We start from the raw sequence: 15,792 nt of genomic DNA on the forward strand, positions 1-15,792 counted from the left end.
TAAACTACTCTTTATTTTTAATTATGCGTAAACCGGATATTTTGCGCAGATGTTCAAAACTTTCTGCTTAACGCTTTCAATGGTTGCTTCATCATTGATGTTATCCAGCACATCACACATCCAACCTGCCAGCTCACGGGTTTCTTCTTCTTTAAAGCCACGGCGGGTAATTGCAGGGGTCCCGATACGAATACCAGAAGTCACAAACGGGCTGCGCGGATCGTTAGGCACACTGTTTTTGTTAACAGTAATATTGGCACGCCCCAATGCAGCATCAGCATCTTTACCCGTAATATCTTTATCTACCAGATCCAACAAGAACAGGTGGTTTTCCGTTTCACCAGAAACAACTTTATAACCACGTTGCAGGAATACTTCGACCATGGTTTTCGCATTTTTAGCAACTTGCTGTTGATAGACCTTAAACTCAGGTTCCATTGCTTCTTTCAGTGCAACCGCTTTACCCGCGATGACGTGCATCAGTGGGCCACCCTGAGAACCTGGGAAAACAGAAGAATTCAGTTTCTTGTAAAATTCTTCATCGCCACCTTTCGCCAGAATCAGGCCACCACGCGGGCCAGCCAGAGTTTTGTGCGTTGTTGTTGTAACAACATGCGCATGAGGAACTGGGTTTGGATAAACACCAGCGGCAACCAAACCCGCTACGTGAGCCATATCAACGAACAGATAGGCACCGATTTCATCGGCGATTTCACGCATCTTCGCCCAATCAACAACACCGGAGTAAGCAGAGAAACCACCGATGATCATTTTTGGTTGGTGTTTTTGCGCTTGGGCACGGATATCGTCGTAATCTACTTTACCTTTTTCATCAATACCATAAGGTACGATGTTATAAAATTTGCCGGAGAAGTTAACTGGAGAACCATGGGTCAAATGACCGCCGTGTGCCAGATTCATCCCTAAAACCGTATCACCGGGTTTTAGCAGTGTCATATACACCGCGGCATTAGCCTGAGAACCTGAGTGTGGCTGGACGTTTGCATAATCTGCACCAAACAGCTCTTTTGCACGGTCAATCGCAAGTTGTTCAACCACATCAACATATTCACAGCCACCGTAATAACGTTTACCCGGATAACCTTCCGCATACTTGTTAGTGAGCTGAGATCCCTGAGCCTGCATAACTCTTGGGCTGGTATAGTTTTCAGAAGCAATCAATTCAATGTGTTCTTCCTGACGACAAACCTCCTGTTCCATCGCCTGCCACAGTTCGGGATCGTAATTCGCAATATTCATTTCACGCTTTAACATTTGGTTCTCCTGACTCAGCTACTTCTCTAAAAAATACCCCTGAGGGCCAGAATGCCACACAGTGTAAACTCTTTTTATCAAATGAGATAGTCTTGACAAGATAATTTACGCAAACGTTTGCATAATGGATTAACAGCGCATTGAAAGCTGAATAACTGACTATAGAATCAACAATTCTCATTTTATCAATGATATTTGTGATCTTAGTCAGGGTTTCTTGTAATACAAATTCTGAATTTTTGATTTAAATCAAGATGATCTTCTTTTCTCAATTGAATCTATTCCCAAACACTATAAGTTGCATTTAAAATGCAGCTTATAGACTTCAGCATCATTTGAGAAAAATTCAGGAGATCCCCATGCTAGATAGTCAGGTTATCGCAACCATAAAATCCACCATTCCATTAATCGTTTCTACAGGTCCCAAGCTGACTGCACATTTTTATGAACGTATGTTCAAGCATCACCCTGAATTAAAAGATATTTTTAACATGAGCCATCAGCTCAACGGTGATCAGCGGGAAGCGCTTTTCAATGCGCTTTGCGCTTACGCTGCTAATCTCGATAATCTGTCTGCTTTATTACCTGCGGTAGAAAAAATCGCTCATAAACACGCGAGCCTGAATATTAAGCCTGAACATTATCAGATTGTAGGTACGCACTTACTGGCAACAATTGATGAAATGTTCCATCCTGGTGATGAAGTTCTCAGTGCTTGGGGAAAAGCCTACAATGTGCTGGCCAATGTCTTTATCAATCGGGAAGAAGAAATTTACCAAAGTGGTGAATCTCTGGAAGGCGGTTGGCGTGAATTACGTCAATTCCGTGTCAGCCGGAAACAACCACAAAGTGACGTTATTACCAGCTTCGAGTTTGTTCCCGTTGATGGTGAAAAAGTCATGGATTACAAACCGGGGCAATATTTAGGGATTTATATAGAAGATCCTGCTTTTGAGAACCGTGAAATTCGCCAATATTCTCTGACCGCAGCACCAAACGGAAGTAATTACCAGATTGCGATTAAGCGTGAATCTCAGGGCAAGGTTTCAAACTTCATGCACGATAAAGTACAGGAAGGTGATCTCGTGATGCTGGCAGCGCCACGCGGTGATTTTTTCCTTGATGTCCAGCATGATACACCCGTTACGCTGATTTCAGCGGGTGTAGGTTTAACGCCAATGATGAGTATGCTACAACATCTGCATAATCAGCATCATACAGGAACAGTGAATTGGTTCCACGCCGCAGAGCATGGCGGCTATCATGCCTTCTCAAATAAGGTAAATGAAATTTCTCAATCCATGCCTAATTTGCATCCGCAGGTTTGGTATCGCGAACCACGAGATATAGATCAGAAAGGCATACATTATCAGCATACCGGGCTTATGGATCTTTCTCTCGTAAAAGAATTAATAGCAGCAGAAGGAATGCAATTCTATTTCTGTGGGCCCGTAGCGTTCATGCAATTTATTGCTAACCAACTTCTGGCAATGGGTGTTGATAAACAACATATCCACTATGAATGTTTTGGCCCACATAAAGTGATTTAATACAGCTAAATCAGGTCAAGTGATAACAATTACAAAATGGGAGATGTTACACATCATCTCCCATTTAGTTTTAAATTGCTTCTTCGTCCTGTTCACCAGTTCGGATACGTACCACACGGGCAACATCGAAAACAAAAATTTTGCCATCACCGATTTTACCGGTCTGTGCAATTTGCATGATTGTCTCGACACAGGTATCAACAATATCATCCGGTACGACAATTTCTATTTTGACTTTTGGCAGAAAATCCACCATATATTCTGCACCGCGATACAGTTCAGTGTGCCCTTTCTGGCGACCAAATCCTTTTACTTCCGTCACGGTCATACCAGTGATACCCACTTCAGCCAGAGCTTCACGCACATCATCCAGCTTGAAAGGTTTGATAATTGCATCAATCTTTTTCATGAAGTTTTCCTGTTATTACCAGTTCTTACGCCCGAAACCAGAAGTAATCGGGTAGCGCCGGTCTTTGCCAAAATCACGTTGTGTAATGCGTGGGCCGATAGGTGCCTGACGACGTTTATATTCATTGATATCCACCAGCCGGATCACCTTGCGGACAATGGCTTCGTTAAAACCTTCAGCAACCAAGTCAGCTACTGATTTGTCTTTTTCGACATACCCTTCAAGAATAGCATCCAGCATGTCATATGGAGGCAAGCTGTCCTGATCCAGTTGATCCGGTGCTAATTCCGCAGAAGGCGGGCGATCAATCACACGCTGAGGAATAGCCGGAGATACTGTATTACGGTATTTAGCCAATGCAAATACCATAGTCTTAGGGACATCTTTCAAAGCATTAAAGCCCCCTGCCATATCACCATACAGGGTTGAATAACCGACTGCTGATTCACTCTTGTTGCTGGTCGTCAGCACCAAGCGATGACGTTTGTTCGATATCGCCATCAAAATAACGGCACGGCAACGGGCCTGCAAATTTTCTTCTGTCGTATCTTTTTCAGTTCCGGCGAACATAGGTTCAAGCTGTGCCATGAAAGCATCAAACATGGGTTCTATGGATGCTATGTCGAATTCAACACCCAGTAATTCCGCCTGTTCTCTGGCATCATGAATGCTCATTTCTGAGGTATAACGGAATGGCATCATGACGGCCTGCACATGATCTTTACCCAAGGCATCCACAGCAATCGCCAAAGTCAGACCAGAATCAATCCCGCCAGATAAACCAAGCAACGCACCTTTGAAACCATTTTTCCGCACATAATCACGCACAGAGAGAACCAGTGCCTTATAGATTTGTGCAAGTGGCGGCAATTGAGGAATGGGGTTTGCCATGGGTTCAATTTTCATGTCATTGAAGCGGCACTGTTCGATCTGCTCTTCAAAGGCGGCCATACGATGCGTAATTTCACCATTTGCATCAAAGACCTTAGAACAACCATCAAAGATAAGCTGATCTTGCCCGCCTACCTGATTGAGATAAATGATAGGGAGTTGAATGCGCTGACAGTGGGTTCTAATTAATGTACTGCGAATATTGGGTTTTTCACGATTGTAAGGAGAGGCATTAATCGACAGGATCATTTCTGCACCGGCTTGTTTCAAAGCATTAATCGGCGCATCAAACCATAAGTCTTCACAAATCAATAAGCCCAGGTTATATCCCTTGAATGGTATAACACAGCTTTGGTCACCAGCCTTGAAATAACGCTCTTCATCAAAGACACCATAATTGGGCAGTAGCTGTTTGAAGTAACGAGCAATAATTTCCCCTTTCCAAAATAAGGAAAGCGCATTGTAGAGTTTTCCATCTTGTTGCCACGGATGCCCAACCAAAATACCAATCTGGGAACTCGCTTCCTGCAAACGTACCAACTGCTCACGACAACGCTGGTGTAAATCGGGACGGAACAGCAAATCTTCAGGAAAATAGCCAGACAACGCCAATTCAGAAAACATAACCAGATCAGCACCTTTTTCTTGCTGTTCTTGTACTGTCTGCAACATGCGCTCGCAGTTGCCTTCAATGTCTCCCACCAGCCAGTTTAACTGGGCAAGAGCAATATTAAGAGTACGACTCATAGAATGTGGCTCTCCTAGGCCATAATTCATCTTTCTGTCTTATTCATAATTAAAGACAGTCAATATAGATAATTTCTATTCAGTGTAAGAATTTCTGGAATAGCAGGAAAGTTATTCCTTAAAATCGTTAGCATCCAGCTCATGACGTGCCAGCAATTTATAAAATTCAGTCCGGTTACGCCCTGCCATGCGGGCAGCATGGGTCACATTGCCTTTGGTCATTTGCAACAATTTGCGCAGATAATTCAGTTCAAACTGCCCACGAGCTTCCACAAATGTCGGCAGCGCCGTATTTTCTCCTTCCAATGCCTGCATAACCAAAGCATCACTAATGACCGGAGCCATCGTCAACGCCACACATTGTTCTATGACGTTAACCAATTGACGAACATTGCCCGGCCAACTTGCTGCCACCAGACATTTCATGGCATTCGTGGAAAAACTACGCACAAAGGGTTTATGGCGCTTGGCTGATTCTCGTAACAGGTGATTGGCCAATAAAGGAATATCTTCCGCACGTTCATTCAATGCAGGAATTTTCAGGTTAACGACATTCAACCTGTAATAGAGATCTTCACGAAACTCATTACGCTGCATTGCTTTTGGTAAGTCACGGTGGGTGGCAGAAATAATTCTGACATCAATGTCTATATCCCGGTTGCTTCCTAATGGACGAACCTTCCGCTCCTGCAAGACTCTCAATAACTTAACTTGCAGCGCCATCGGCATATCACCGATCTCATCTAGGAATAAGGTTCCACCTTGAGCCGCTAAAAATAATCCTTCCCGGCTACTGACAGCACCAGTAAATGCCCCCTTGGCATGACCAAACAGTTCAGATTCAAGTAGCTGCTCAGGTAAGGCACCGCAGTTAATGGCAATAAAAGGTTTCTTCGCTCTGGGGCTTGCCCGATGGATGGCTTGAGCCAAGACTTCCTTACCGGTTCCGCTTTGCCCATTAATCAAAACGCTGACATCAGACAGAGCCACCATTTTTGCCTGTTCCAACAGACGCAACATTAATGGGCTGCGCGTGACAATCTGCTCACTCCATTGCCCATCTATAGCTGGCGTTGACAACTCCAGAGCGTCATCAATAGCTTTATAAAGTGCATCACGGTCAACGGGTTTGGTCAGGAAACTAAATACGCCTTGTTGGGTTGCTGCTACTGCATCAGGGATAGAACCGTGAGCGGTCAGAATAATGACAGGCATGCCAGGGTGCTGTTTCTGAATTTCGGCAAACAGTGCCATACCATCCATTTCATCCATTCGCAAGTCGCTGATAACAAGATCTATTTTATCTTTCACCAGAATACGCAACCCTTCATGGCCACTCTCTGCTGTCGTGACACGAAACCCTTCGCTAGTCAGACGCATTCCCAATAGTTTTAGTAAGCCGGGATCATCATCAACTAAAAGAAGATGGGCGGGATTGCGTACTGTCATTATTATTCGGCTCCTTTTTCTGCTGGGGGATTAGCTTCTGCTTTAGTTTCCGGTTTTTTCATTTCCTCGTCCGTTGCCGGTTTATCTTCCTGCTCTAATTTATTGGATGAAGTATCTGAGTCCTTCATTTGTCCTGTTCCACTTGGAGTGACAAGACTACTTTGGCCTTGTTTACGGGAGGAAAGCTGGCGTTCAATATCGGTCAGATTTTCTAGTTTGCGGGATATTGAGCGAAGTTCATATTCTAAACGTGCTCGTTCTTCTTTCAAGCGGTCAATTTTATTATCACTGTCAAACTGGAACCGCTGAAACTTAACCTTCTCTTCAGTGAGGTTGATTCTCAAATATTGCTGTTCACGCCATAATTGGAAGAGTGGCCGCAAGGCTACGGGAAACTGCGTACTATATCGATTAAGATTTTCTACAATTTTCCGGCGTTCAGCCACTGTAGAAACCGCTCTATTCATCAAGATACTCTGTTTGAATGTTTGATGCCAATCAGTTGTATTGAAGTTGTTCGCTATTTCACGCGCTTCAACTGAGGATAAGCGGTCCGCACAATCAATGACTCTAAGCCAATAAAGCCCGTTTTCCATTGCCGATGGTTTTGTTATATCCCAGATTGAATCACAATCCTTAAAACGGTAATCTGTGACATGTTGTTCAGGCAGGATAGACTGTGCAATTGATGCCAGATTGTCTGCTCCGGTGGTTTTCACGCATCCGGTCAGTAAATAGGGAATAAACAATAACAACATGGCACGGAAACGTAAGGTTGAAGTACGTGCCAGAATAGGCTGCATAACAGCAGTTTTTTTCATCGGCTGAGTCACAATATCTTGCTGTCCCGTCTTCGTCATAAGGCGGTAAGTAAACTGGTTATACATATTATTTAGCCGTTCTCTGCGGTTAATGGCAGTTCAATTCGAAAACATACGTCAGCAAATTCGGATTCTATCAGATGAAGCTCTCCCCTCATCTGTTTAATACAATCTTGCGCAATGCTCAAGCCAAGGCCGCTTCCTTTAACCGCCCCTTTTCTTTGCAGTTTCCCCTGATAAAATGGCTCAAAAATCATACTTTTTTCTAATTCAGGGATAGGCGTTCCTGTGTTGGCAATGTCAATTTGAAGATTTTCTCCCGTTTGCCGACTGGAAACCCAAATGTTACCGGATTCAGCACCATAGTGCACTGCATTGGAGTAGAGATTATCAATCACCTTTCTCAATAAATGAGGTTCCGCCCAACAATACTCCATATGCAATTGAATTTCTGTATTAATGTTTTTCGCACGGGCTGGCAGTTGATGTGACAACACAACACTATTCACAATCTCTTTTAAAGACACAACCTGATGCTCAGCAGGGCCATCTGCCAGTTTACGGTTATATTCGAGCAATTGCTCGATAAGCTGTTGCAAATGCCTGCTGCTGCTGTCCAGAATACTGACAACTTCTCTTTGATCTGCGGTCAGCGGCCCGGCAACTTCATCTGCCAATAACTCCGTCCCTTCACGCATACTGGCTAAAGGTGTTTTCAGTTCGTGGGAAATATGACGTAAAAATTCATGGCGCTGAGATTCAAGCCAGGATAACCGCTCACTTAACCAAATAATGCGCTGTGCCAGCGATCGCAATTCCCGTGGCCCTTTAAATGATTCAATCTCATTTTCTAATGATTGCCCTTTTCCTAACCGATTAATCATCCGCTCAATGCCTTTCACCGGCCCAATGATCATACGTGTAAATAGCGCGATCAAAAACGCACTTAACAGGAATAAGATAAGGCTCTGCCAACCAAAAAGTTGCCCTTTCTCTGCAATATCTTTTTGCAATTGCTCACCACGACTGAAAATGATATTTCGGGTTTCTTGTACCAAAAGATTATTAGCAGTAGAGAATTCTTCAAGTAATTTAGATACAGCAGGCTCCGGGACGCCGTTACTACAGGAAATTTTTGTCAGGCCTGATAATAGTTCATTAAACTTTTTCGTATATTCTGCATTAGCCAACATGGCTATCTGATCACCGAGCATATTTGTATATTGTCGGTATTGTCGTTGATAGAGCCTTTCCAGCCGCACATCCCCCAATACACAATATTGACGGTAACTACGCTCCATCTCAAGAGCAGAACCAATCATCGCTTCACTGCGACGCGCATCCGATAAAGTTGAACGACTAATTTCAGCAGCTTGAGTACTCAACTGGTCGAGGCTTTGGTAAGCCTGATAAGCCAGCACTAAGAGTGGTAATAACACCAGACAGAAAGCCATTACAACCAGTTGGCGTAATGAGCGTGGAAATAAACGCCATTTTTTCAAAGAAATCATCTCATAACCTGCAATTACATTGATGCTAACCGACATAAGGCGGAAGAGAAAGTCTGCCTGATGATAGATTATAAAGTTACTTTTTCTCTGCCTTTTTGAAACTAGTTGAAAATAATGGGTAACTGAGAACTATATGGCATATGGGTGCATACATGAACACGATGGACAGGATTCGCCTGTAATAATGACGGCGGGATAGTAACTTTAATTTACTATCCCGCCAGCGAGGAACCTTCATGCTACCTGATGAACATGATAGGTGGTGCCTCACTCCACGTGTCGCCCTGTGTTTGATAAAGCCCGAAAGCGAGTATCATGATGTTGGACGGTAGGCACCTTACTTCGGCATCATTCTGGGCTTATGTGGCATGTTTCCACCTATATTGCGGGCCGACATAAAAAGTTGAATGAGCAACTGCCAGTTATTATGCACATTGTGTGCCAACTTGCAAAATAATTTTTAATTTATTGATTTTATTAAAAATTTTAAAATAGATAAATTCTTTGGGTTTCTTTATCAATATCTTCTAGTGCTCGACATGTATTATTGTCGTCTATTTATGACACATAAGCACATGTAAATATTTTTGTTTTTATATCAACAAATTAAGTGTCACCTATTTGAGACACCGATAAAAGCCATTGTCGCCATTTAGAGACATTTCTCTTAAAACTCATTAATAACATCAAATCAGTGACAAAATACTTTTCATTTTTCAGGATGATTAAATAAAGGCTCTGATGAATTTTCAGAGCCTTTACAGAGAAAAATGAAATTGCCAGAGAAATTAGCCTAACTGTTTGCGTGCATTACGGAAAATACGCATCCATGGGCTATCTTCGCCCCATTCTTCAGGGTGCCAGGAATTACTGACCGTACGGAATACCCTTTCAGGATGAGGCATCATCACCGTGACTCGCCCATCAAGGTTAGTTACTGACGTGATCCCGTTCACAGAACCATTCGGGTTTGCAGGATAATTTTCTGTCACTGAACCGTAGTTATCAACAAAACGCAATGCCACTTGCTGCTGCTTTTCAAGTTCCACCAAACTCAGGCTGTTTCTGAACTCCACCTGACCTTCACCATGAGCAACCGCAATCGGCAAGCGAGAACCTGCCATATCTTTCAGGAACAACGAAGGGCTATCCATGACTTCCACTAAACTAAAACGCGCTTCATAGCGCTCTGAACGGTTACGAACAAAGCGCGGCCAGTGTTCTGTTCCCGGAATCAGTTCATGCAGATTAGACATCATCTGGCAACCGTTACACACGCCAAGTGCCAACGTATCCGGTCTTGCAAAGAAGTTCGCAAAATCATCACGCACTCGTGAATTAAACAGAATGGATTTTGCCCAACCTTCACCCGCACCAAGTACATCCCCATATGAGAAGCCACCACAAGCCACCAATGTCTGGAATTGATCCAACGTGATGCGTCCACTCAGCAAATCACTCATATGGACATCCACGGCCTCAAACCCTGCTCGATGGAATGCAGCCGCCATTTCGACCTGAGAGTTAACACCTTGTTCACGCAATATGGCAACACGCGGGCGTACTTTTTTCGAGATGTAACAAGCAGCAATATCTTCAGCAGGATCAAAAGACAATTTCACATTCAGACCAGGATCATTCTCATCCTGTTTTGCCCGATGTTCTTGATCAGCACATTCTGGGTTATCACGCAGGCGCTGCATTTGCCACGTCGTTTCCGCCCACCATAAGCGCAACGTACTGCGGTTTTGGCGATAAACCTCCATATTGTCACTGGAAATAATGAAATCATCGCCTGACTGAGCTTTACCCAAATAATGTACACAACCATTCAAGCCATAGTCAGCCAACAGATTCTCAACCTGCTCTCTGTCAGTTTCGCGAATTTGTATCACTGCACCCAATTCTTCGCTAAACAATGCCGCAAGGATATCTTCATCAAATGCACTGATATCGGCATGCAATCCACAATGGCCCGCAAAAGCCATTTCAGCCAATGTCACCAACAAGCCACCATCTGAACGATCATGATAGGCCAACAATTTTTGTTCTGAAATCAGTTGCTGAATTGCATTAAAGAAACCGCCCAGTTGTTCGACACTGCGAACATCCGCCGTTTTATCGCCAAGCTGACGATAAACCTGGGCCAGTGCGGTTCCTCCCAGCGCATTCTGTCCTTGTCCCAGATCGATTAACAAAAGTGCGTTGTCATCTTCAGTAGATAATTCTGGCGTTACTGTACGGCGAACATCTTCCACCCGGGCAAAGGCACTGATAACCAATGAAAGTGGTGAAGTTATTTCACGCTCTTCCCCGTTTTGATTCCAACGGGTTTTCATTGACATCGAATCCTTACCCACTGGAATGGTCAATCCCAGCGCCGGACACAACTCTTCCCCCACCGCTTTCACCGCAGCATATAAACCCGCATCTTCACCTGCATGGCCTGATGCCGACATCCAGTTAGCCGATAATTTCACTCGTTTCAGATCCTGCACATACGCAGAAGCGATATTGGTCAAGGCTTCCCCAACCGCCATACGTGCCGAAGCAGCAAAATCCAGTAATGCAATCGGTGCTCGCTCTCCCATTGACATAGCTTCACCGTAATAGCTGTCTAAACTGGCAGTGGTCACTGCGCAATCTGCCACAGGGATTTGCCATGGGCCAACCATTTGATCACGGGCAACCATACCTGTTATGGAGCGATCCCCAATCGTAATCAGGAATGTTTTCTCTGCAACGGCCGGTAAATGCAGAACACGTTTTACGGCTTCCGCAAGATCAATCCCTTTACGATCTAAATGTTGCCCTTGTGCTTTCAAGACCTGTACATTTTTTAGCATCTTGGGTGTCTTGCCGAGCAGCACATCCAAAGGCATATCGATTGGCTGATTATTGAAATGGTTGTCATTCAATACAAGGTGTCGTTCTTCTGTTGCTTCCCCAATCACAGCATAGGGAGCACGTTCACGGCGGCAAATTTCTTCAAACAGAGCAAGCTGCTCAGGGGCTACCGCCAGAACATAACGCTCTTGTGATTCATTGCACCATAACTGTAATGGACTCATTCCCGGTTCATCATTGAGAATGTTACGCAGTTCAAAGCGTCCGCCTCGGCCGCCATCACTGACTAATTCAGGCATAGCATTTGATAAGCCACCAGCCCCTACATCATGGATAAACAGAATGGGATTTTTCTCCCCCCGCTGCCAGCAATTATCAATCACTTCCTGACAACGGCGCTCCATCTCTGCATTATCACGCTGCACAGAGGCAAAATCTAAGTCCGCATCAGATTGACCCGATGTCATTGAGGACGCAGCACCGCCCCCCAAACCGATATTCATGCTTGGCCCACCTAGCACAATTAATTTTGCGCCAACTGGGATATCCCCTTTCTGGACGTGCTCTTCACAAATATTTCCAATTCCCCCTGCCAGCATGATGGGTTTGTGGTAACCACGTAGTTCTGTACCGTTATGGGAGTGCACTTTTTCTTCATAAGTTCTGAAATACCCCAACAATGCCGGACGACCAAACTCGTTGTTAAACGCAGCGCCGCCCAATGGCCCTTCCAGCATGATATCCAACGCACTGACTATACGTTCAGGCTTGCCGAAATCTTCTTCCCACGGCTGTTCAAAGCCAGGAATTTTCAAGTTTGAGACTGAGAACCCTACCAATCCAGCTTTAGGTTTGGCTCCTCGCCCTGTTGCGCCTTCATCACGAATTTCTCCACCAGAGCCGGTTGCAGCACCAGGCCAGGGCGAAATTGCCGTCGGATGGTTATGGGTTTCGACTTTCATCAAGATATGAGCGTGCTCTTGGTGGTAATCATAGATACCCGTTGCGGGATCAGGGAAAAAGCGACCAATATGGGAACCTTCCATCACAGCAGCGTTATCTTTATAAGCTGAGAGCACATGATCGGGTGTCTGTTCAAATGTATTTTTGATCATTTTGAACAGCGACTTGGGTTGAGCCTGACCATCAATAACCCAATCTGCATTGAAAATTTTGTGGCGGCAGTGTTCAGAATTCGCCTGAGCAAACATATAGAGTTCAACATCCGTCGGGTTACGTTCCAACATCTGGAACGCTCTCACCAGATAATCAATTTCATCCGCAGCCAGAGCCAATCCCAGTTCAATATTTGCTGATTCCAGTGCTGTCCGTCCCAATTGCAAGACATCAATCTGTTTCAATGGCGAAGGTTTTTGTTGGGAAAACAGAGCATCAGCCTGTTCAAACTCCGTGAACACACTTTCCATCATGCGATCATGCAATAATGCTGACAGCGCTTGCTCCTGCTCAGCATTCATACCAGCACCCTGAATATAATAGGCAATTCCCCTTTCTAAACGGACAATCTGGTTTAGACCACAATTGTGGACAATTTCTGTCGCTTTCGATGACCAAGGAGATATTGTTCCCGGCCTTGGTGTAACTAACAATAGTTGACCTTTCGGCTCATATTCAGCCAAAGAGGGACCATATTTTAATAGCCGATTTAATTTTTCCCGTTCATCTGCTGTGATTGGAGCGCTAACATCTGCAAAATGCACATATTCTGCATAAATGTCTGTAACAGGAAGCCGCTGATCTTGGCACTGGGAAAGGAGCTTAGTAATACGAAACGCTGATAAAGCGGGCGAGCCACGCAGAATTTCCATAATAATAGGTTCTCTCATCTTAGAAGCAAAGCCTGACTGATGCCTCAGGGGAAACGTGGGACATTATAGAGGAATGTTCGCTCTGACGAAACCGTTTGCGTGACCATTTATTAACCTAACAATACACTTAATAAAGCCTCTAAATTAATTTAATAAAGTTGCACATCCCAGTTTTGTTGCGCAAAATTCTCGATTACTGGGAATTTGACCATGCTATTATCTTACATTTCACACGGGGCCTAATCGCACTGGCGAGAGATAACTATTTGAGTAATATAAAGATTAATTATTTTGTTATCGTTATTATCGCGCTCCTCTCTGCTGCCATCATTGGCCTAAACATCAATTGGCCCAATAAACAGCAGGAGCAGATAAACAAAATTCTGGCACGGGGAGAGCTTCGGGTTAGTACCATCACCTCCCCTCTGATTTCTCTTAACAATAAAAATGAACCCACGGGATTCGACTATGAACTAGCCAAACGGTTTGCTGATTATCTGGGTGTTAAACTTGTCATTAAATTTCGTACCAACATTAACCAGCTTTTTGACGACTTAGAAAATGATAAAGCCGATTTTTTGGCTGCGGGTCTTATCTATAATAGAGATAGGCTGGATCAAACACGCACGGGCCCTGCCTACGCATCAGTCTTACAACAGCTGGTTTATCGTAAGGGAACAACGCGCCCACGCTCGTTTAATGATTTAAAAGGCACTCTCATCGTCACCGCTGGCTCAACCCATGTAAGCGAACTAAGAAAGTGGAAAGAGCAATCTTATCCTGATTTAACTTGGCAAGAGACGTCACACGAAAACACTCAGCAATTACTTGAACAAGTTTCCGAGGGGACAATCGACTATACCATCAGCGATTCAATCAGCTTAGCCCTGCAACAGCGTATTCATCCCAATTTAGCCGTTGCTTTTGATGTCAGTGAAGAACGTCCCCTGACTTGGTATTTAAAACGAAATGATGATTATAGTCTCTATTCAGCCATGCTTGATTTTTTCAGCATGTTGGCTGAAAACGGCATTATGTCGCGGCTGCAAGAAAAGTATTTCAGTCATGTCGGTTCGTTCGACTATTTCGATACCATTTCATTTATTCGCGCCATCAATACAACATTACCGACATATCAGCCGATTTTTGAAAGATATGCCGGTTCACTTGATTGGCAATTAGTGGCATCTATTGCATGGCAAGAATCGCATTGGGACCCTCAGGCAACATCGCCCACTGGCGTCCGTGGCCTGATGATGCTTACTCGCCCGACAGCGGAATGGGCTGGCGTTCACGATCGGCTAGATCCGGAAGATAGTGTGAAAGGTGGAATGTCTTATTTGCACTATTTGATGGATCGGTTGCCAACAACTATTGCGGAAGATGAACGTATCTGGTTCGCCCTCGCCGCTTATAATATGGGGTATGGGCATGTACTTGATGTCAGGAAATTAACTGCTGCACAAAAAGGTAATCCTGACAGTTGGTTGGATGTTAAAAAACGCCTGCCCCTGCTAAGCAAGAAAAAATACTATACCAATACAACGTATGGTTATGCTCGCGGCTATGAAGCTTATCGCTATGTGGAAAATATCCGGCGTTACTATTTGAGTCTGGAAGGGTATCTGCGGGCAAAAGCTAACCGTGAGAAAGCAGAGAGAGATGAAATTCCGGCGAATACAGCCACAATCAGCGAGCCTCAACCTGAAAATGGCAAAACCGACAGTAATGATGCAGAAATTATAAAAACAGATAATGATAAAGCGGAAAACACTAAAGCTGAATCTCATGAAAAAACGCCGGAGGAAAAAACTCCGGCGCAATCTGGGAAAGTAGTCCAGCCATAACAGCTCTTCAATCATCACTGACTATGGGATTTCTTGTTGTTGGGCTTTCAACTTCTTCAATGCCTTATGTTGTTCCCTACGTTGTTTGAAAAATGCACTCAACATCGTAGAGCACTCTTGCGCCAATACACCGCCAGTGATGTCAATCTGATGATTCATGCCCGGGTGACGCAATATATCAATCAATGATCCGGCAGCCCCCGTTTTCATATCGCTGGCACCATAAACCAACCGTTGTATCCGGCTGTGTACCATTGCACCCGCGCACATTACACAAGGTTCCAGAGTGACATACAGTGTCGTATTCAATAGACGATAGTTCTGCAATTGCATACCACCACGCCGCAGAGCTATGATTTCTGCATGTGCGGTAGGATCATGATCGGTAATCGGATGATTAAATCCTTCGGCAATAATTTCATTATCTGCTACCAATACAGCACCTACAGGAATCTCACCTTTTTCTTGTGCCTGCATTGCTAATTCTATTGCCCGACGCATCCAATATTCATCACTATAGTTTTCGGTTACCGTATATATTTCTGTCACTGCATGTTCTCTTACTTATGAAAATCCCGCTCATTATAGCGGGTCATCATCAATATTGTTTACTCAT

At 44.2% G+C, this 15,792-nt stretch carries 10 protein-coding genes; 2 read left to right on the top strand and 8 right to left on the bottom strand.

Annotated elements, in window-relative coordinates; translation table 11 throughout:
* Positions 1–21: 21 nt before the first annotated feature.
* Complete coding sequence (gene glyA / locus Xmir_RS07430) at positions 22–1,275, bottom strand: serine hydroxymethyltransferase (RefSeq protein WP_099113768.1); 1,254 nt, start codon at positions 1,273–1,275, stop codon at positions 22–24.
* A 344-nt stretch (positions 1,276–1,619) separates the two neighbouring features.
* Between glyA and hmpA the strand changes: the two genes are divergently transcribed.
* The gene (gene hmpA / locus Xmir_RS07435) at positions 1,620–2,825 is read left to right on the top strand and encodes an NO-inducible flavohemoprotein (protein ID WP_279627211.1); all 1,206 of its coding nucleotides are present in this window, start codon (positions 1,620–1,622) and stop codon (positions 2,823–2,825) included.
* A 70-nt stretch (positions 2,826–2,895) separates the two neighbouring features.
* Here hmpA and glnB read toward each other — a convergent pair whose 3' ends face one another.
* The 6 genes from glnB to purL all read right to left on the bottom strand — a co-directional run bounded on the left by glnB (position 2,896) and on the right by purL (position 13,329).
* A complete protein-coding gene (gene glnB / locus Xmir_RS07440; protein ID WP_045958055.1) occupies positions 2,896–3,234 on the bottom strand; it encodes a nitrogen regulatory protein P-II in 339 nt (112 codons plus the stop codon).
* Positions 3,235–3,249: 15 nt separating this feature from the next.
* Positions 3,250–4,872, bottom strand: a complete 1,623-nt coding sequence (locus tag Xmir_RS07445; protein ID WP_099113770.1) for an NAD+ synthase — start codon at positions 4,870–4,872, stop codon at positions 3,250–3,252.
* A 111-nt stretch (positions 4,873–4,983) separates the two neighbouring features.
* The gene (gene glrR / locus Xmir_RS07450; protein WP_099113771.1) at positions 4,984–6,321 is read right to left on the bottom strand and encodes a two-component system response regulator GlrR; all 1,338 of its coding nucleotides are present in this window, start codon (positions 6,319–6,321) and stop codon (positions 4,984–4,986) included.
* 2 nt (positions 6,322–6,323) lie between these two features.
* A complete protein-coding gene (qseG, locus tag Xmir_RS07455) occupies positions 6,324–7,208 on the bottom strand; it encodes a two-component system QseEF-associated lipoprotein QseG (RefSeq protein WP_244170885.1) in 885 nt (294 codons plus the stop codon).
* Positions 7,209–7,213: 5 nt separating this feature from the next.
* Entirely contained in the window at positions 7,214–8,653 is a 1,440-nt protein-coding gene (locus Xmir_RS07460) for a sensor histidine kinase (protein ID WP_099113943.1), read from the bottom strand.
* A gap of 788 nt (positions 8,654–9,441) precedes the next feature.
* Entirely contained in the window at positions 9,442–13,329 is a 3,888-nt protein-coding gene (purL, locus tag Xmir_RS07465) for a phosphoribosylformylglycinamidine synthase (protein ID WP_099113944.1), read from the bottom strand.
* A 266-nt stretch (positions 13,330–13,595) separates the two neighbouring features.
* Between purL and mltF the strand changes: the two genes are divergently transcribed.
* A complete protein-coding gene (mltF, locus tag Xmir_RS07470; protein ID WP_099113772.1) occupies positions 13,596–15,176 on the top strand; it encodes a membrane-bound lytic murein transglycosylase MltF in 1,581 nt (526 codons plus the stop codon).
* 21 nt (positions 15,177–15,197) lie between these two features.
* Here the strand turns inward: mltF and tadA are convergent, their stop codons facing one another.
* Positions 15,198–15,725, bottom strand: coding sequence for a tRNA adenosine(34) deaminase TadA (tadA, locus tag Xmir_RS07475; RefSeq protein ID WP_099113773.1), 528 nt, complete (start codon positions 15,723–15,725; stop codon positions 15,198–15,200).
* Positions 15,726–15,792 lie beyond the last annotated feature (67 nt).

It is taken from the genome of Xenorhabdus miraniensis, assembly GCF_002632615.1.